This is a genomic window from Microbacterium panaciterrae, assembly GCF_039541635.1.
Classification (GTDB): Bacteria; Actinomycetota; Actinomycetes; order Actinomycetales; family Microbacteriaceae; genus Microbacterium; species Microbacterium panaciterrae.
Window position 1 is genome coordinate 567,481 of record NZ_BAABGP010000008.1, and the last position, 17,934, is coordinate 585,414.

Genomic DNA, 17,934 nt, shown 5'->3' on the forward strand with positions numbered 1-17,934 from the left:
CTGACGCGCATGAGCACCGACGACAATGCCTCTTCGGACATGAAGCGCAAATTCAAGGAGGCGCTCGAGAAGAAGAACGCCCAGCAGCAGCACCGCGGTGAGGCCCACCTGAACGGCGACTCCGCCGTGCACGGCACGCACACCGCGCAGACCAGGCGCGAGTTCCGCCGCAAGAGCGGCTGATCAGAGCGCGAACACGCGAGGGCGTCGACGAGGAATCGTCGGCGCCCTCGGCATATGTGCCGCGGATCCACAGGCTTCGGGGTTAGCGTCGGGGTCGTGACCCTCCCGAACGCCACGCGATCGCACGGGGGCAGGATCCGGCGCGCACGCGCGTTCCTGGCCACCGCGGCCGTCGGCGCTCTGCTGCTGGCACCGCTGGCGCTGTCCGGCGACCCGGCACGCGCAGACGACTACCCGTCGTGGCAGGACGTGCAGAACGCGCAGGGCAACGAACAGGCCACGCAGGCCGAGGTCACGCAGGTCAACGACGCACTGGCGTCGACGCAGGCGAAGGCCGCGGCCGCCTCGACCGCCGCGCTGCAGTCACACCAGGCGGCCACCACCGCGCGCTCCGCCGCGGACGCCGCCGCCCAGCGGGCCGACGAATTGTCCGCGCAGGCCGCGGCCGCGCAGCAGGCCGTGCAGCAGACCCACGATCAGGTCGGCGCGATCGTCGCCGGCCGCACACGCACCGAGAACGCCGCGCCTCTCGCCGTGCGGCTGTTCACCTCGGCCCACCCGGAAGAGCTGCTCACCCGACTCGGCGTGATGGAGAACCTCGACGCGACCTGGTCGGCCCTGGGACAGCACGCGATCGAGCAGCAGGGCGTCGCGTCGTCGCTGCAGGGCCAGGCGCAGACGGCGCGCACGGCGCGAGATGCCCTCGCCGCCGCAGCGGAGCAGGCAGCGCAGAAGGCGCAGCAGGCCGCGGATGCCGAGGCCGCCGCCGTGAAGGATCTGCAGGGCCATGTCACGACGCTCTACGCACAGCTCGCGGCACTGAAGAACACCACGGCCGACGTCGAACGCCGATACCGGATCGGCCAGCAGGTCGCGGAGCAGGCGGCAGCGGAGGCGGCCGCAGCAGCAGCAGCCGCTGCGGCCGCGCAGGGCTCCGGGGGCGGAGGCGGAGGCGGGGACTCGAGCCTCGGCGGAGGGGGCGTGAACGTCGATCCGGCCGGAGCCCAGGCGTACGCGCGCGGGCAGCTCGGCAACTACGGCTGGGGACAGGATCAGTTCGGCTGCCTGTACAACCTGTGGATGCAGGAATCCAGCTGGCGGGCCGATGCGCTCAACCCGGACAGTGACGCCTACGGCATCCCGCAGGCGCTCCCGGCGGACAAGCTCGCCACGGCGGGGCCGGACTGGCGCACGAACGGCGACACTCAGATCGACTGGGGTCTCAGCTACATCCAGAGCCGATATGGCTCCCCCTGTGGCGCCTGGGCGCACGAAGTGTCCAACAACTGGTATTGAGGCGTGACGGGCGCCACCCCGCTCGGTCGTCGGCGTGCGTCCGCCGGTGCTACCGTCGATGCTGTCCTCAGGGCGGGGTGAAAGTCCCCACCGGCGGTGTCGCGGCCAGTCCGCGCGAGCCCGCGAACGGTCCCCATGGCGGGGACCGCCGATCCGGTGCGATTCCGGGGCCGACGGTCAGAGTCCGGATGAGAGAGGACAGAAGGAGCAGTTCATCATGCCCACCAAGATCGCCATCGTCGCCGCGCAGTGGCACGCCGAGATCGTCGAGCAGACCGTCTCGGCCTTTCTCGCACGGCTCGATGAGCACGGGATCACCGACGTCGACGTGCACCGGGTTCCCGGAGCGTTCGAGATCCCGCTGCACGCGCAGCGGCTCGCCCGCACCGGTCGCTATGACGCGATCGCGGCGAGCGCGCTGGTCGTGGACGGCGGGATCTACCGTCACGACTTCGTCGCCGCCACGGTCGTGGACGCGCTGATGCGCGTGCAGCTCGACACCGACGTCCCGGTCTTCTCCGCCGTGCTGACCCCGCACAACTTCCATGAGCACGCTGAGCACCGCGACTACTTCCGGCGGCACTTCGCCGTGAAGGGCCGCGAGCTCGCCGACGCCGTGTCGGCCACGATCGAGAGCCTCGCGACGATCGGCTGATCCGGGCTACTCCCCCGCGAGACCGCCCAGCAGGTGCCCGAACGAGCGTCCCTCGCCGAGGTAGCTGCCCGGGTCGAAGGGATCCTTGTCTGCGGCGGGCTCGCGCCGGGCCATCGCCTCGGCGAGCTCGCGTGCGCCGCGCTCGACCCGCGTGCTGAGCGGTGCGACGTCGTCGGCCTTCGCGCCCCAGTCACTGGACGCGGCGAACACGCCGGTCGGGACGGGCTCCGCGTGCAGGTAGGTGAACAGCGGCCGGATCGCGTAGTCGATCGCGAGCGAGTGCCGGGCCGTACCGGCGTTCGCTCCGATCAGCACCGGCTTGCCGGTGAGCGCGTCCGGGTCGAGCACGTCGATGAACGACTTGAACAGGCCCGAATAGCTCGTCGAGAAGATCGGCGTGACGACGATCAGCCCGTCTGCGGACACCACCGTGTTGATCGCCGAGTCGAGCGCAGGTGGCGCGAACCCGGTGAGCAGGTTGTTGGTGATGTCGTGCGCGAGGTCGCGCAGCTCGATCACGTCGATACTCACCTCGGAGCCGAGCTCTCCGAGCCGGTGCGCCGTCTCGGCTGCGAGGCGATCGGCGAGCATGCGCGTCGATGAGGGGTTGCTCAGTCCTGCGGAGATCACCGCGATACGTCGGGCGGCCATCTCAGTTCGCCGCCTTCGTTGCCGCGGCGCCGAATGCCGAGCCGGCCGTGGCCGGGACCACGCCGCCGTCCTGGTAGGGCGATCCTGCCGTCAGGTTGTCGCCACGGTTGGCACCGGGACGTGCCTCGCGGGCGGGTCCGTCGCCGTACACGGCCTTGACGCGGGCCGCGTGGGTGGGAGCGTCCGGCACGGCGGCGGGACGGTTCTGCGCGAGCTCCTTGCGGAGCACCGGCACCACCTCGCCGCCGAGCAGATCGAGCTGCTCGAGCACGATCTTCAGAGGCAGGCCCGCGTGGTCCATCAGGAACAGCTGGCGCTGGTAGTCGCCGTAGTGGTCGCGCATCCCCGCGTAGCGGTCGATGACCTGCTGCGGCGAGCCGACCGTGAGCGGCGTCATCTCGGTGAAGTCCTCCATCGAGGGGCCGTGGCCGTAAACCGGGGCGTTGTCGAAGTACGGGCGGAACTCATCAATCGCGTCCTGCGAGTTCGGGCGGATGAACGCCTGTCCGCCGAGGCCGACGATCGCCTGCTCCGGCGTGCCGTGTCCGTAGTGCGCGTAGCGCTGACGGTACAGCTCGATGAGGCGCTGGTAGTGCTCCTTCGGCCAGAAGATGTTGTTCGCGAAGAAGCCGTCGCCGTAGTACGCGGCCTGCTCGGCGATCTCGGGCGTGCGGATGGATCCGTGCCACACGAACGGCGCGACGCCGTCGAGGGGGCGCGGGGTGGCGGTGAAGCCCTGCAGCGAGGTGCGGAACTTGCCCTCCCAGTCCACGACGTCCTTGGTCCACAGCTCGTGCAGCAGGGCGTAGTTCTCGATCGCGAGCGGCAGTCCCTGACGGATGTCCTTGCCGAACCACGGGTACACCGGGCCGGTGTTGCCACGGCCCATCATCAGGTCCATGCGGCCGCCGGACACGTGCTGCAGCATCGCGTAGTCCTCGGCGATCTTCACCGGGTCGTTCGTGGTGATGAGCGTGGTCGAGGTGGAGACGATGAGGCGCTCGGTCTGTGCGGCGAGCGCGGCGAGGAAGGTCGTGGGGCTGGACGACCAGAACGGCGGGTTGTGGTGCTCGCCGATCGCGAAGACGTCGAGGCCGACCTCCTCCGCGTGCTTGGCGATCGTGAGCGTGTTCTGGATCCGCTCCCGCTCGCTGGGAGTCTCGCCCGTCACCGGGTTCCGGGTGATGTCGCTGACCGACATGAGGCCGAACTGCATGCCCGACCAGGTGCTCGTCTCGCTCACTGCGCTCTCCTTCAGATTTCTATTCATTTGAATATATCTGCTTCAACGCGTCGACGCTGCGTCTATTCCCACGCTAGGCGAACAGCCCCGCTCCGACGTAGGAGCCTTTCTGCGCGCCGGGCGGGATCGCCCAGACGCCGGATCCGATGTGCCGGATGTACTCGCTCATCAGATCCGTGGACAGGCGCTTCTGGATCCCGATGAACTGCTCGGGCGTGCGCTGATAGGAGAGGAAGAACAGGCCTGCGTCGAGCGTGCCGAGGTCGCTGTTGCCATCCACGTAGTTGTAGCCGCGGCGAAGGATCTGCACGCCGTCGTTGACTGTCGGGTGCGCGAGCCGCACATGCGCGTTCGTGTCGATGCGGCCGCCGTGGAACGACGGCTCGGTGAACTCCTCGCCGCCCGACAGCGGCGCGCCGCTCCCCTTGGCGCGGCCGATCGTACGGTCCTGCTCGCTCAGGCGCAGGCGATCCCAGGTCTCCACGAGCATGGCGATCTTGCGGGCGACGAGATACGAGCCACCGGCCATCCACGCGGGCTCGTCCCTCTCGCCGACCCAGACGTGCGCGGCCAGGGCCTTCGCGTCGTCCGCGAGGATGTTCGCGGTGCCGTCCTTGAACCCGAAGAGGTTCCGCGGGGTCTGCTGCTCGGCTGAGGTGCGGGAGGTGCGCCCGAAGCCCAGCTGCGACCAGCGAAGGCGCGCACGGCCGAAGGCGATCCGGCTGAGGTTGCGGATCGCGTGCACCGCGACCTGCGGATCGTCGGCGCAGGCCTGGATGCACAGGTCGCCGCCAGTGTAGGCGGCGTCGAGCGCGTCGCCGACGAACGCCGGCAGACCGACGAGTACCGCGGGGCGACGGGCCGCGATCCCGAACCGGTCGCCCTCGGTCTCGAAGAGCGCCGGCCCCAAGCCGAACGTGATCGTGAGACCGGTCGCGCCGAGTCCCTGGGCCTCGCCGGTGTCGTCCGGCGGGGCCTCCGGCGACCCGCCCACCGCGCCCGAGGCACTGACGTCGAGCCCCTTCGCCATGCGTGACGCGGCGTAGCTCCAGTCCTGCAGCAGCGAGACGAGGTCGTCGCGGCTCGCGTGCGGCATCATGTCGAAGCTCGCGAAGTGCAGGTGATCCTGCACCCGCGTCGTGATGCCCGCCTGGTGCGGCCCCTCGAATGCGAACTCGTCGACCGGAGCGCCTCCCGCCTGGGTCGCGGCGACGGCCGTCGCGGCGCCCGCGCCCACGGCGAGACCCGCGACTCCGGTGCCGATGGCCCAGCCCAGGAGCCCGCGGCGGCTGACCCCTGCCGATTCTTCTGGCGCGCTCATCTCAGTCCAGGATCGTGCCGGTGAGCTTCGACAGCGGCTCGGCCAGCGCGTTCAGCAGGTCGGTGAGGTCGCGCTTCTGCGTCTCGGTGACCGTCGAGTAGCGGGCGAATCCGGCCGCGAGCGAGCCGTGCACGGCGAGCTCCGCCTCGAGTGCGGAGAAGCCGCGGTCGATCTGCGCGACGAGCTTCCTGCCCTCCGCGCCCTTGCCGTCGGCGAAGTCGCGCACGAGCGAGAAGGCCATCTTGGACCCCTCGACGTTGGCGGCGAAGTCGGACAGGTCGGTCCCGGACCACCAGTCCTCCTCGCCGGTGATCTTGCCGTTCGCGACCTCGTCGAGCAGCGAGATGGCGCCGTTGGAGATGCCGGCGATGCCCTGCGCGTCGAGATCCTTCAGGAACACGTCGGAGTGCACGTGGTCGTACAGCTCCTGCAGGTCGGCGAGGAGCTTGTCGGCGTAGACGCCCCGCTCCGCGGCGGTCGAGGGCGCCCAGTCTTTCGTGGCCGGTGTGGTGCCATCCGAGTTCATTGCGCCCGCCGCCGGCGTCCACAGATCCTTCTCGATGCGGTGGAACCCGGTCCAGTCGATCCCCTCGGCCTTGGCGTCGAGCTCACGGAAGTCCAGGCGCGGATCCAGGGTGCCGAGCTTGTCGGCGACCGGCTCGATCCGCTCGTAGTAGGAGCGCACGATCGAGAACTGTTGCTTCGCCGCCGCGTCGTCGCCGGAGCGGTACGCGTCGGCGAACGTCTTCGCCGCGGGGAGCAGCTGACCTACCTGATCCTTGACGAAGGCGGCGTAGAGCGAGACGGCCTTCTTCTTCTGCTCCGCGTCGTCGCCCTGCGCGGCCACCTTCTTGCCGGACACGGCGAATCCGGCCCTGCCGACGCCCTGGCCGATCATGCCGGGCTTGCAGACGGTGAAGTACGCGCCCGGCTGCGCGACGACGGTGAGCGTCCGCGACGCGCCCGGCGCCACGTTCTCGACCTCGCCGACGATCCGCACGCCGTCCTCGGCCAGCAGATAGAACTCGGTCACCTCCGCGCCCTTGTTGGTGACCTCGAACGCGAGGGTGCCGCTTGTGGCGGCGTCAGAGGAGACGGTGCACGCGTCGGCGGTGGAGGAGACGGTCAGGCGTCCGGCGGAGGAGACGTCGGCCTTGGCGACGCAGCCGGTGAGGGCGAGGCCGAGCGCGGCGACGGCGCCCACGACAGTGAGCGAGCGGCGGGCGAGGGTCATGATGCTCCTTCGGGAGTGTGCGAGGCGAGGGCGGAGACGGAGGTGGTGCCCTCCGGAACGGGTACGGCGGAGGCGACGGGCCTCTGCGATGCGGGTCGGCGCAGGCCGCGGACGAACAGGGTGCCGACGATCGCGAGGTAGAGCACCCAGGCGATCACCTGGATCCAGCTCATCCGCGGCATGAACCCGACCGTCGCCTGCAGCAGCACGGCGAGCGCGCTGTCGGGGCGGATCACGGCCGTGACGTCGAAGGCCCACCCGAAGGGCATCCCGGCGAGCCCGACCACGACGACGCCGTGCGCGTCGAGCGGCGCCGCCGAGGTGAACGGCCCGGGGAAGACGCCCGCCTCCTGCAGGTCGCTGATGGCGTAGGCCAGGACGCCGGCGGCGATGATCACGAGGAAGGCTCCGCTCCAGGTGAAGAAGCGGGACAGATCGAGCTTGACGGCGCCGCGGGCGAGCAGCCAGCCCGCGAGCACGGCCACCGCGAGGCCCAGCGCGGCACCCATCACTGCCGAGGGCGCATCGCCGAACGACTGTACCATCGACCACAGCAGCAGGGTGGTCTCGATCCCCTCACGAGCGACCGACACGAATCCGACGAGCACGAGCGCCCACATCGTCCCGGCTGCCAGAGCGCGGTCCACGCCGCCCTGCAGCGTGGACTTCATCGTGCGCCCGGCCTTGCGCATCCAGAAGATCATCCAGGTCACCATGCCGACGGCGACCAGTGAGAGCGTCCCTCCGATGATCTCCTGCCCCTGGAACGTGAGGGCGTAGGCGCCGAACGTGAGCACGGCGCCGATCGCGAGGGCGAGCAGGATCGCGGCGCCCACGCCGGCCCACATCCGCGGCAGCACGTCACGGCGGTCCAGCCGCTTCAGGTAGGCGACGAGGATGCCGACGACGAGTGCGGCTTCGAGGCCCTCGCGGAGGCCGATCAGGAAGGTGGCGAGCACGGGCGGATCCTTGGAGTCGTGATCGAAGATAGGTTAGGCAAACCTCACTTACCCTACACAACCGGCGCGCGGCCGCCAATCCCGCATTCGTCCCCCGTCGCCGACGGAGGTAATCCTCGGCAACAAACGGCCGCACACCAGCCGCACCGTCCTAGCCTCACCTCATGGCCGAACTGAACCTTCCGATCCTTGACCTGTCGCAGCTCGATGCCGGTGCCGAGGCGGCCGCACGGTTCCGCGACGACCTGCGCGCCGCGACGCACGACGTGGGGTTCTTCTACCTCACCGGAACCGGCGTCACCCCCGAGCTGGAGTCGCGCCTGCACCGCGCCGCGCTCGACTTCTTCGCACTGCCCGAAGCGGACAAGCTGTCGATCGAGAACGTGAAGAGCCCGCACTTCCGCGGCTACACCCGGATCGGCGGAGAGCGCACGCAGGGTCAGGTGGACTGGCGGGAGCAGATCGACATCGGCCCGGAGCGCGAGGCCGTCGACCGCGGCGCCGCGTACAACCGGCTCACCGGCCCGAACCTGTGGCCCGCTGCGCAGCCCGAGCTGCGCGAGATCGTCTCCGAATGGCACGAGCACCTCTCCGGTGTCGCGCGGAAGCTGCTGCGGGCCTGGGCACTCGCCCTGGGGGCCGCGGAGTCGTACTTCGAGGAGAACTTCGGCGATCCGTCGACGCTCATCAAGATCGTGCGCTACCCCGGCACCCACGAGCCCGAGCCGCAGCAGGGCGTCGGCGCGCACAAGGACTCCGGCGTGCTCACCCTGCTCTGGGTGGAACCGGGCAAGGGCGGTCTGCAGGTCGAGCGCGACGGCGACTGGGTCGACGCGCCCCCGGTCGACGGCGCGTTCGTCGTGAACATCGGCGAGCTGCTCGAGTACGCGACCGGCGGGTACCTCAAGGCGACGAACCACCGGGTCGTGTCACCGAAGGCGCCGGACGAGCGGATCTCGATCCCGTTCTTCTTCAACCCCGCGCTCGACGCCCGGTTGCCGTTGATCGAGCTGCCCGCGGAACTCGCCGCGCAGGCCCGGGGCGTGACGAAGGATCCCGCGAACCCGATCCACGCCCTGTATGGCGAGAACGCGCTGAAGTCGCGCCTGCGCGCCCACCCGGACGTCGCCGCGATCCACCATCCCGACCTGGTCGGCGCCACGGTCTGACGAGTCGGGCAGCGCACGGCGGACACGGTCCGTCCCCGGCTCAGCGTTCCGGACCGCCCTCGACGATGTCGCGCAACGCCTGCACATGCGCCTCGAACGCCCGGGATCCGGTCGCTGACGCCCGCACCCAAGTGCGCGGGCGGGCTCCGACCTGCCCCTTGCGCACCACGACGTAGCCCACCCCGGCCAGTGCGGCGATCGACTTGCTGATCGCCGAATCGCCGGCCTGCAACACGTCCGCGAGCGTGGCGAAATTCATCTCCACGCCGTCGCGCAGCGCCGCCATCATGGAGAACCGGATCGCCCCCGCGAAGTTATCGTCGAGTCGGGTGCGAGGGTGCGGTTCAGCCATTGCGGTCTGCCGGGAAGAGCGCGGTGACGAGAAAGAGCAGGAGCACTGCGGCCGCGGCGATCACGCCGAGCGCCACACCATCCGCGGGGCGGGCGGCACCGATGATCGGGGCCAGACAGGCGATGGTGACCGACAGCGCAAAGGCCGTCCACTGCGGTGGGCGCCACGCCGCCCCGAGCGCCGGAACCGCGTTCACGAGGCGTCCGATGCCCGCGATCGCCAGCGCGAGCAGAGCGGGGATCAGAGCAAGCGACTCCGAGCCGGTTCCCGCGGCCGACCACGGCCCGACCACCGCGATCAGCCCGAGACCGAGACCGAACAAGACAGTGGCGACCCGCGCCGCGACCGTCATCTCTGCGTGCTGAGCCGGGGGCGGCTTCGGCGTTCCGCGCGCATCGCGCAGCATCGCCGCTGCGGCCCCGACACCGCTGCCGAGCAGGATCACGGATCCGATCACGACGAGCACGACGGGCACGCTCCGTCGATCGAACGTGATGAAGAGCGCGAGCAACAGCAGCCCCGCCCCGACACCGGCGAGAATGTTCTGCATGATCCGCGGGGCACCTCGCAGCGCCTGCCGCGCGCGATAGCGTTCGCGCAGACCACGGGAGAGCTGATCCCACAGCACCACGACGAGGAGCGTCGCGAGCGTCGGGATGGCGTGCGTCCTCACCGAGGCATCTCTCAGCGCCTGCGCGAGGACCCAGGAGGCGAACGCCACCGTCGGAACGATCGCGTCGACCAGGTAGATCCGCGCCAGCGCGCGTCGGTCCAGCACCTCGTCTCGTCGCTGGGCGACACGGGGCAGCGCGTCCAGCGCCGCGCGTGCCTCCGCCCGCGGATCCCGCTGTGCGGATCCGCTCGCGCCGCGATCCTCAGTCATCGTCCCGCTCCGGCAGCAGGCTGACGACGACCGCCGCGATCAGAGTCACGACTCCGAGCACGATACCCATCGCCAGCGCGATCTCGGCGTGAACACTCACGAGGAGCGCTGTCGCCGCCACCGACATCGCGCCGAAGCCGAACATGCTCCACTGCGCGGCCCGCCAGGTCTCCCCGAGGTCAGAGAGCCGGCCCGTGAGCAGCGCGATGAGGAAGAGGATCATCACCCCGGCCATGCCGAACGAGCTGACCGCCGATCCCCATCCCGCCAGCACCGCCGTTCCGCTCAGGGCGACGCTGACCGCGACGGCGGCACCCACGCCGATCGTGCCGACCCGCGCGGTGCGAGTGAACGGAAGATGTGCAGGGGCGGCCCGCGGCGGGTCGTTGCGTGCCTCTCGCTGCAAACACATGCCGGCCCACAGGCCCGCGGCGAGAAACAGCAGGGACGGCAGGAGCAGCCAGTGCCAGGCGAAGGCAGCGGAGAACGTGCCGATGAGCATGAGTGCGAGCAAGAGCACGAGGCCGCCGACCATGAGCCCGTAGTGCACGCCACGACGCGCACCCCGCAGCACGCGACGCGCGCCGTACCTCTCGCGGACGCCGCCGGCGAGCACCGACCAGATGAGGAAGACGGCGAGCGCGTTCAACGGCGCTGGCGGACGGTCGGGATCGTGAAGACGCACCCCCCACGCGAGGAAGTAGACCCCGATGTAGGCCGCGATCGCGATGCCCTCAATGATGTACAGCCGCCCGAGTCGTCGCAGATCCAGCACCCGCTCGGCACGATGCTGCACACCGGGCAGCACGTCCAGATACGCCCGCGCGACGCGCGCGTCCGGCGGATCCAGCGGGCTCTGCCCGCGTATCGGTTCCTGCTCCACGGCTCCCCCTCGATCCGCTCCTTCGCTTTCCTGCAGGAAAGCTCATCCCACTTTCCTACAGGAAACCGAGCTGGGCGTCAACGACCGGAGGATCCGTCCGACACAGACCGAGGCCCGCCCCACACCGTGGGACGGGCCTCGCAAGAATGTTCTGCGCGATTGTACGCTGGCTGCTTAGCGGCGCAGCCCCAGGCGCTCGATCAACGACCGGTAACGGTTGATGTCGACGTCCTGGAGGTAGCCGAGCAGACGACGGCGCTGACCGACGAGCAGGAACAGGCCACGACGCGAGTGGTGGTCGTGCTTGTGCTCCTTGAGGTGCTCGGTGAGGTCCTTGATGCGCTGCGTCAGCATGGCAACCTGCACCTCGGGGGATCCGGTGTCACCGGGGTGCGTCGCGTACTCTTCGATGATCGCCTTCTTGACGTCTGCTTCCAGTGCCATAGGTGATCCCCTTCCTCTTTGCTGCGCGGTGCCCGACGCCTGATGCGTGGGCTCTCTTTATCCGCGGCCGATCGAACGGCAACCGCCCAAGTCTATCAGCACCGGACGCTGCGGCGGGTCGCGGCGGAAGTCGCCGCTCCCCCGCGCCGTTACGCTCATGTGGTGGGCCTCTTGATCGATCTGCGACCGCTGCGACAGAGTCCCGCGTTCGCCCGGATGTGGATCGGATCCACGCTCAGCGGCATCGGCGGCCAGCTCACGGTCATCACCGTCATGCTGCACGTGTTCGCGCTCACGCACAGCACGTTCGCGGTGTCGATGATCGCCGTCGCCGGCCTGGTCCCGATGATCCTCGCCGGGCTCTACGGCGGCATGCTCGCCGACGCATTCGACCGGCGGCGGGTCGCACTCATCGCCGCGACCGTCGCGTTCGCGTCGACCGGGCTCCTGATGACGCTGACCTGGACCCACGCGGTGACGATCTGGTGGCTCTACGCGCTCAGCATGATCGTCGCGGCCGCGAACTCGGTGGGCATGGCCACGCGGACCGCGATCGTGCCGCGCCTCCTGCCCCGCGAGATGCTCGCCCCCGCGTCGGCGCTGAACGGCGTCGCGTTCGGGATGACGGTGATGGTCGGGCCCGCCGTCGCCGGCCTGCTCGTCGCCCTCACCGGCTACGGCTGGACCTACACGATCGACGTGATCCTGATGCTGTCGATGTTCCTCGGGCTGTGGACGCTGCCGGCATTGCGCCCCGAAGGCGAGATCGTCCGACCGGGCCTCGCCTCGCTCGTCGACGGCGCGCGGTTCCTGCGCGGGGCGGCGAACATCCGGATGCAGTACATCCTGGACATCTGCGCCATGACCTTCGGCCAGCCGCTCGTGCTCTTCCCCGCGCTCGGCACCGTGATCCTCGGCGGCGGGGCCGTGACCACCGGCCTGCTCACGGCCGCCGTCGCCGTCGGCACGTTCCTGTCCAGCCTGTTCTCCGGACGCATCGTGCACTACCGCTGGCACGGCCGCGGCATCGCCCGCGCCGTGCAGGCGTACGGCGCGGTGATCGCACTGTTCGGCGTGGTGCTGCTCGCGGGCATCGGGAGCGGCCGCGCCACGGAGGACTCCCCGGACGTCCTGCTCATCGTGCTTGCCTGCGTGACGCTGGCGCTCTCCGGCGCTGCCGACAACGTCAGCTCGATCTACCGCAACACCATGATGCAGGCCGCGGTGCCGGACACGATGCGGGGTCGGTTGCAGGGGATCTTCGTGATCGTCGTCGCCGGCGGCCCCCGGCTGGGCGCGCTCTATGCGGGCGTGCTGGCGTCGCTCACAGCACTGTGGTTCCCGCCGCTGCTCGGCGGGCTGCTCGTGATCGCACTGGTCGCCGTGTTCGTGCGGCTGAGCCCGCGCTTCCGCAGTTACGACGCCGAGGATCCGCAGCCCTGAAGCCCTGCGGATCCTCGACGCGACCGTCGCGTCCCGCGTTCTCAGCGCTGCCCGGCCGGCTGACGGATCGCGACGTTGATGCGGTTCCACACGTTGATCGCGCTGATCGCCAGGATCAGAGCGGCCAGCTGGCGCTTGTCGAAGTGCGCCGACACCTCGGCCCACAGCTCGTCCGGCACCGGATCCGCGGTGTCCGCGATGCGGGTCAGCGCCTCGGTGAGGGCGAGGGCGGCCCGCTCCCGCGCGGTGAACAGCGGTGCCTCGCGCCAGGCGCCCACCCCGAACACGCGTTCGTCGCTCGCGCCGTCGGCGCGCATCTCCTTGGAGTGCTCGATCGTGCACCAGCTGCAGCCGTTGATCTGACTCGCACGCAGGTGCACCAGGTGCAGGAGCTCCTCGGGGAGGTCTGTGGAGCCCGCGACACGGCTGAGCGCGGAGAGCGCATCGAGTCCGCCCTCAAGAAGGAACGCCGGGTGCGGCATGCGCGCCTTGATCGCGACGACGGTCGTGGTGTCGATGGTCTGGTCGATGGTCATGTCAGACTTTTCCCGTTCTCTGTGTCTCGCCGTCGCGCATCGGACGGTCACTCTGATGACACGTGGCCGGCAGGAGATGTGACATGACGGATCAGAATTCCTTCGCTGTGCTGTTCGAGCAGCACCGGCCCCGCCTGCGGCGCCTCGCGGAGCGCATGCTCGGCGCCACCGCGGAGACGGACGACGTGGTGCAGGATGTGTGGCTGCGCGCGTCCGCGGCCGGAGTCGATGACATCGACAACATCGGCGGCTGGCTGACGACGATCGCCTCGCGCGCGTGCCTCAACGTGCTGCGCGCCCGCTCCACCCGCGGCGAGATCCCGATCGATGATGACGGCACGGATCCCGTCGTCGAGCGGGATCCGTGCGGTGCGGATCCGCTCGAGCACGCGCAGCAGGAGGACGCGGTGGGCGCTGCGCTCACCGTCGTGCACGAGCAGCTCTCCCCCGCCGAACGCGTCGCGTTCGTGCTGCACGACTCGTTCGACGTGCCGTTCGAGCAGATCGCGGATCTGCTCGAACGATCCCCGGACGCGGTCCGTCAGCTCGCCAGCCGGGCACGGCGCCGCGTGCGTTCTGCAGACGTCGCCGGCACCCGTCCCGCACGCGAACGTCGCGCCGTGGTCGATGCGTTCTTCGCCGCGGCCCGGGGCGGGGAGTTCGACCGCCTCGTCGCGCTGCTCTCGCCCGAGGTGGAGCTGCGGATCGATCAGGGCCTGTCGGCCACGGCACTCATCCGCGGCGGCGCGACGGTCGCGAGCCGCGCGCTCATGTTCGCGACTCCCGGTGCCGTGCTCACACCTGTGCTGATCGACGGTCTCCCCGGCGTCGTGGTCACGATCGGCGAGCGCGCCGTCTCGGTCATGGCGTTCGATGTCGACGGTGACCGGATCGCGGCGATCGACGCGTTCGTCGGGCCCGCTCGCGTGGCGGCCCTGACGCTCCCCCGCTGACGAGAACTCGGCCCGGGCTCGATCCGGGGCCGATCCGGGGAATGTCCCCGGTCCGGTGCAGAGTGTGCAGATGAGCACCCCCATCCGCACCTCCACGCTGCCCCTCACCGGGCCGTACGACCTCCGCGAGGTCGCACTCATGGGATTCGGCCACCGCGACGAGTCCTCTTTCGACGGGGTCATGCGGCTCGCGTTCTGCACCGACGCCTTGGACGCCCAGGTTGGCGTCGAGGTGCGCCAGTCGGGCGACCTGCTGACGCTGACCGTGCGGGGTGAGGGCGATCTCGACGCGATCTCCGCACAGGTCGCCCGCGTGGTCTCCGCCGATCCCGACGGCGACGCGTGGGCGGCGGTGTGCGCCGCGGATCCGGTGCTCGCCCGCGTGCATGCCGCGGCACCCGGCTTCCGCCCCTCGAACTTCTACAGCCCGTACGAGGCCGCCGTGTGGGCGATCCTGTCCGCGCGACGCGCCCGAGGCCAGGGCATCGCGCTGCGGCAGCGGCTGTCGCAGCAGCACGGCGCCGTGTTCGAGCTCGCGGGGCGCACCGAGGCCGCCGTGCCACTGCCGGAGCAGCTCCTCGCCCTCGAGAGCTTCCCCGGGCTGCCGGCCGACCGGATCCCGCGACTGCACGCGATAGCCCGTGCCGCACTGGACGGTCAGCTCGACGCGCCCCGCCTGGCTGCGATGACGCCCGACGAGGCGATGCTCGACGTCCAGCGCCTGCCGGGTATCGGCCCGTTCTACAGTGCGCTCATCGTGATCCGCGCCTGCGGGCTGGTCGATGTGCTCTCGACGCAGGAAGATCACACCCGGGCGGCGGTGGAGGCCCTGTATGGGCTCGATCACACGCCCGACGATGTCGAGCTGGTGCGGATCTCCGACGCGTGGCGCCCGTTTCGCACGTGGGCTGCCGTCTCGCTGCGGGCCGTCGGATCACGGCTCCTCGACACGACCGCGACCTGAGCGCCGTTGTCGGCGCAGGCGAGGTCGCCCCAAAAGTAAGAGGCGGGTACCGCACGATGCGGCCCCGCCCCTTGACGAAAGCTCCGGGCTTACGCCTCGAGAGCGCCCTGCAGGTCGAGCATGATCGTGACGTCCTTGCCGACGAGCACGCCACCGGTCTCCAGCGCGGCGTTCCAGGTGAGGCCGAAGTCCTCGCGGTTGATGACGGCCTTGGCCGAGGCGCCGGCCTTGTAGTTGCCGTACGGGTCGGATCCGAAGCCGCCGAAGTCGAGCTCGAACGTGACGGGCTTGGTGACGCCGTGCAGGGTCAGGTCGCCGTCGACGAACAGGTCGCCGCCCTCGGCGCGGGCACCCGTGGAGACGAAGTCGATGGTCGGGTACTTCTCCGCGTCGAAGAAGTCGGCCGACATCAGGTGGCCGTTGCGGCCGGCGTCACCGGTGTCCAGCGAGGTCACGTCGACCTGCGCCTCGACCCGCGCCTCCAGCGGGTTCTCCGGCGCGACCAGCGTCGCGCTCTTCACGCCGAAGGTCCCGCGCACCTTAGAGATCATCATGTGACGCACGCTGAACGTGACCTCGCTGTGAGCGGGATCCAGGTTCCAGGTGCCTGCGCGGTAACCGGGGATTTCGATGGTCATGACTGCTCCTCGTCGAAAGGGTTCGTGGGGTCGCGGTGAGCGACATGATGGTGCAACCTGCATTCAACTGAATGCATTCCCGACGCGGAGAACTTTTTTCAACCGCGGCGGACATGGCGAAGGCCCCGTCGGATGACGGGGCCTTCGCGCGGATCCGATCAGCCGACGGCGACGAGATCGATGATGAAGATCAGGGTCTTGCCGCCGAGGAAGTGCCCGGATCCTGCAGGTCCGTAAGCGAGGTGCGGCGGGATGACCAGCTCGCGGCGTCCGCCGACCTTCATGCCGGGGATGCCCTCCTGCCAGCCCTGGATGAGGCCGCGCAGCGGGAACTGGATCGTCTCGCCGCGACCCCAGGAAGAATCGAACTCCTCGCCGGAGTCGTGCTCGACACCGGCGTAGTGCACGGTCACGGTGTCGCCGGGCTTGGCCTCATCGCCGGTTCCTTCGATGAGGTCGCGGATCACGAGCTCGCTGGGAGCGGGTCCGGTGGGGGCGTCGAACTCGGGCTTGGTGCGCTCAGTCATGCATCCATCCAACCCGACCTGCGCGCCCTCGGTCAACGCGAGCGACTGTGCCGAGGGCGAACAGGGGCCGAGCTGAGAACCCTTGACATCCTTCCGGGCACGGTGCACTCTGATCTCAGATCAACTCAGCGCTCGGAAGACTTGCAGGCATCGCCGCAGCTCCGGGCGCTGAGTCTTTGTCCGCCGCCGGCTCGGACGCGGGCGCTCAGGCCGCCGCCCGCTCAGACCGCGAGCAGCGCATCCCGTGCGGCATGCGTGCGCAGCAGGAGCGCCTGCTCATCCTGCGCCGCGAGCGGATCCCGCCCCGTGATGATGCGCTGACGGACGGTGGCGAGGGTCGTCGCATCCTTGATGAATCCGCGCATGATCGGACGGCGATCGCCGCGCAGGCTCGCCGCCCAGCGCAGCCCCACCCGGCGTCCCGTCGGAGTGGCGAGCATCCCGACCTCCTGCGGCGTGAACCATCCGGCCGTCGCGTAGTCGCTGAGGCGGGCGAAGGTGAGCCGCGACTCCTCCTTGCGCAGCAGGATGATTGCGATGATGAAGCCGACGAACAGCGGCACCTGCAGCACCAGATACAGCACGAAGAAGTTGCCGATCATGGACGACCCGTTCCATAGGGCGTGCAGCGTCATGGCGCCGACCAGGCCGATCGCCCCGTAACCGGCGGCGCGGCCCGCCGACGCTCCTCGGCGCGCCGCCAGGCCCATGGCAAAGCCGGTAACCGACGTGAACATCGCGTGGGCGAAGGGCGACATCAGCCCGCGCAGCACGAACGTGAACGTCAGGTCCGACGTCCCGCCCTCGATCAGACTGACCGCGAAGTACTGGATGTTCTCCGTGAAGGCGAAGCCCGCGCCGACCAGCGCACCATAGACGATGCCGTCGATCGGCCCGTCGAACGCCCGGCGTGCCATCAGGAACACGAGGAAGACGCCGAGACCCTTGGCCGACTCCTCCACGATCGGCGCCTGGAGCACCGCGCTCAGGTCCCCTGTGCGCTGACCGACGAGGAGCGTGAGGCCGAGGTCGACGAGCAGCGCGATCCCGACCGAGGCGATGGCGCCCCAGGCGATCGCGAACGCGACCAGCGACTTGGGCTCCGGCTCCCACCGGTCGATGAAGAACACGCCGAAGAAGACGATCGTGAGCGGCACGAGGGCGAGCAGCATGCCGATCACGGAAGCTGCGGGACCGAGGGCCCAGACGAAATAGGCGATCAGGCCGAGCAGCGCGAAGCCGAGAACACCGAACGCCCACACCGAGGCGTGCCGGCCCTTCGCAGACGGGACAGGGAGCGCCGGCACCGCGATCTGCGGAGCGGGTGGCATGTAGGTGCCGTACGCCACCGAATCCTGATGGTCGGCGCGCTGTGCGAGCACGGATCCGTACACGGGCGCGGCCGGCGACGACAGGCTCTGCGGGTATGCCTGCGGCTGCACGTACTGCGGGGCCGGCGCCGAAGACACGGCCGGCGGGGGCGACTGGTACGGCATGGCCGGCGGGGGCGACGGCCGCGCACCGGGGCGCTGCTGCGCGGGGTCGCTGTGTCCTCCAAAGCTCATGGACAAAGCCTAGAGGGCACCATCCGCCGCCACGT

General features: G+C 69.9%; 19 protein-coding genes, 1 pseudogene and 1 riboswitch. Of the genes and pseudogenes, 7 read left to right on the top strand and 13 right to left on the bottom strand.

Annotation, left to right across the window (positions count from 1 at the left end):
• Positions 1-9 precede the first annotated feature (9 nt).
• From ABD882_RS07710 to ABD882_RS07720, 3 genes and pseudogenes are all read left to right on the top strand, one after another.
• Positions 10-183, top strand: a complete 174-nt coding sequence (locus tag ABD882_RS07710; RefSeq protein WP_345185777.1) for a DUF5302 domain-containing protein — start codon at positions 10-12, stop codon at positions 181-183.
• A gap of 96 nt (positions 184-279) precedes the next feature.
• Positions 280-1,479 carry an aggregation-promoting factor C-terminal-like domain-containing protein gene (locus ABD882_RS07715; RefSeq protein ID WP_345185779.1) on the top strand — a complete coding sequence of 400 codons (1,200 nt, stop codon included), beginning with the start codon at positions 280-282 and terminating at the stop codon, positions 1,477-1,479.
• A gap of 59 nt (positions 1,480-1,538) precedes the next feature.
• Positions 1,539-1,683, top strand: a riboswitch (FMN riboswitch).
• 7 nt (positions 1,684-1,690) lie between these two features.
• Positions 1,691-2,134, top strand: a pseudogene (locus ABD882_RS07720) (6,7-dimethyl-8-ribityllumazine synthase); the annotation flags it as partial.
• Between the two features lie 6 nt (positions 2,135-2,140).
• Here ABD882_RS07720 and ABD882_RS07725 read toward each other — a convergent pair.
• The 5 genes from ABD882_RS07725 to efeU form a co-directional block, all read right to left on the bottom strand.
• On the bottom strand, positions 2,141-2,785 hold the full coding sequence (locus ABD882_RS07725; protein WP_345185780.1) for an FMN reductase: 645 nt from the start codon (positions 2,783-2,785) through the stop codon (positions 2,141-2,143).
• Between the two features lies 1 nt (position 2,786).
• Positions 2,787-4,001 (bottom strand): LLM class flavin-dependent oxidoreductase, encoded by a 1,215-nt coding sequence (locus tag ABD882_RS07730; protein ID WP_345185871.1) that lies wholly within the window; start codon positions 3,999-4,001, stop codon positions 2,787-2,789.
• A gap of 100 nt (positions 4,002-4,101) precedes the next feature.
• Positions 4,102-5,349 carry an iron uptake transporter deferrochelatase/peroxidase subunit gene (gene efeB / locus ABD882_RS07735; protein WP_345185781.1) on the bottom strand — a complete coding sequence of 416 codons (1,248 nt, stop codon included), beginning with the start codon at positions 5,347-5,349 and terminating at the stop codon, positions 4,102-4,104.
• Between the two features lies 1 nt (position 5,350).
• Positions 5,351-6,583 carry an iron uptake system protein EfeO gene (gene efeO / locus ABD882_RS07740; RefSeq protein ID WP_345185783.1) on the bottom strand — a complete coding sequence of 411 codons (1,233 nt, stop codon included), beginning with the start codon at positions 6,581-6,583 and terminating at the stop codon, positions 5,351-5,353.
• On the bottom strand, positions 6,580-7,542 hold the full coding sequence (gene efeU, locus ABD882_RS07745) for an iron uptake transporter permease EfeU (protein WP_345185785.1): 963 nt from the start codon (positions 7,540-7,542) through the stop codon (positions 6,580-6,582). Before efeU ends, efeO begins: the two co-directional genes overlap by 4 nt.
• A 164-nt stretch (positions 7,543-7,706) precedes the next feature.
• Here efeU and ABD882_RS07750 point away from each other — a divergent pair, with 164 nt between their 5' ends.
• Positions 7,707-8,711 carry an isopenicillin N synthase family dioxygenase gene (locus tag ABD882_RS07750; RefSeq protein WP_345185786.1) on the top strand — a complete coding sequence of 335 codons (1,005 nt, stop codon included), beginning with the start codon at positions 7,707-7,709 and terminating at the stop codon, positions 8,709-8,711.
• 40 nt (positions 8,712-8,751) lie between these two features.
• Here the strand turns inward: ABD882_RS07750 and ABD882_RS07755 are convergent, their stop codons facing one another.
• From ABD882_RS07755 to rpsO, 4 genes are all read right to left on the bottom strand, one after another.
• Positions 8,752-9,063: a transcriptional regulator gene (locus tag ABD882_RS07755; RefSeq protein WP_345185788.1), complete on the bottom strand. Its 312-nt coding sequence runs from the start codon at positions 9,061-9,063 to the stop codon at positions 8,752-8,754.
• Complete coding sequence (locus ABD882_RS07760; RefSeq protein WP_345185789.1) at positions 9,056-9,946, bottom strand: hypothetical protein; 891 nt, start codon at positions 9,944-9,946, stop codon at positions 9,056-9,058. Before ABD882_RS07760 ends, ABD882_RS07755 begins: the two co-directional genes overlap by 8 nt.
• Positions 9,939-10,829 carry a hypothetical protein gene (locus ABD882_RS07765; protein WP_345185791.1) on the bottom strand — a complete coding sequence of 297 codons (891 nt, stop codon included), beginning with the start codon at positions 10,827-10,829 and terminating at the stop codon, positions 9,939-9,941. The genes ABD882_RS07760 and ABD882_RS07765 overlap by 8 nt, the downstream gene beginning before the upstream one ends.
• A 174-nt stretch (positions 10,830-11,003) precedes the next feature.
• A complete protein-coding gene (gene rpsO, locus ABD882_RS07770) occupies positions 11,004-11,273 on the bottom strand; it encodes a 30S ribosomal protein S15 (protein WP_018187174.1) in 270 nt (89 codons plus the stop codon).
• A 162-nt stretch (positions 11,274-11,435) separates the two neighbouring features.
• Here rpsO and ABD882_RS07775 point away from each other — a divergent pair, with 162 nt between their 5' ends.
• Positions 11,436-12,716, top strand: a complete 1,281-nt coding sequence (locus ABD882_RS07775) for an MFS transporter (RefSeq protein WP_345185793.1) — start codon at positions 11,436-11,438, stop codon at positions 12,714-12,716.
• Positions 12,717-12,757: 41 nt separating this feature from the next.
• Here the strand turns inward: ABD882_RS07775 and ABD882_RS07780 are convergent, their stop codons facing one another.
• Positions 12,758-13,252, bottom strand: coding sequence for a carboxymuconolactone decarboxylase family protein (locus tag ABD882_RS07780; protein ID WP_345185795.1), 495 nt, complete (start codon positions 13,250-13,252; stop codon positions 12,758-12,760).
• An 83-nt stretch (positions 13,253-13,335) separates the two neighbouring features.
• On the opposite strand from ABD882_RS07780, the gene ABD882_RS07785 reads away from it, so the two are divergent.
• Both ABD882_RS07785 and ABD882_RS07790 read left to right on the top strand, forming a co-directional pair.
• Positions 13,336-14,205, top strand: coding sequence for a sigma-70 family RNA polymerase sigma factor (locus tag ABD882_RS07785; RefSeq protein ID WP_345185797.1), 870 nt, complete (start codon positions 13,336-13,338; stop codon positions 14,203-14,205).
• Between the two features lie 70 nt (positions 14,206-14,275).
• Positions 14,276-15,169 (top strand): DNA-3-methyladenine glycosylase family protein, encoded by an 894-nt coding sequence (locus tag ABD882_RS07790; RefSeq protein ID WP_345185799.1) that lies wholly within the window; start codon positions 14,276-14,278, stop codon positions 15,167-15,169.
• An 89-nt stretch (positions 15,170-15,258) separates the two neighbouring features.
• On the opposite strand, the gene ABD882_RS07795 is transcribed toward ABD882_RS07790, so the two are convergent.
• The 3 genes from ABD882_RS07795 to ABD882_RS07805 form a co-directional block, all read right to left on the bottom strand.
• Complete coding sequence (locus tag ABD882_RS07795) at positions 15,259-15,807, bottom strand: YceI family protein (protein WP_345185801.1); 549 nt, start codon at positions 15,805-15,807, stop codon at positions 15,259-15,261.
• A gap of 158 nt (positions 15,808-15,965) precedes the next feature.
• On the bottom strand, positions 15,966-16,334 hold the full coding sequence (locus tag ABD882_RS07800) for an FKBP-type peptidyl-prolyl cis-trans isomerase (protein ID WP_345185803.1): 369 nt from the start codon (positions 16,332-16,334) through the stop codon (positions 15,966-15,968).
• A 221-nt stretch (positions 16,335-16,555) separates the two neighbouring features.
• Positions 16,556-17,899 carry a PrsW family intramembrane metalloprotease gene (locus tag ABD882_RS07805; RefSeq protein WP_345185805.1) on the bottom strand — a complete coding sequence of 448 codons (1,344 nt, stop codon included), beginning with the start codon at positions 17,897-17,899 and terminating at the stop codon, positions 16,556-16,558.
• Positions 17,900-17,934 lie beyond the last annotated feature (35 nt).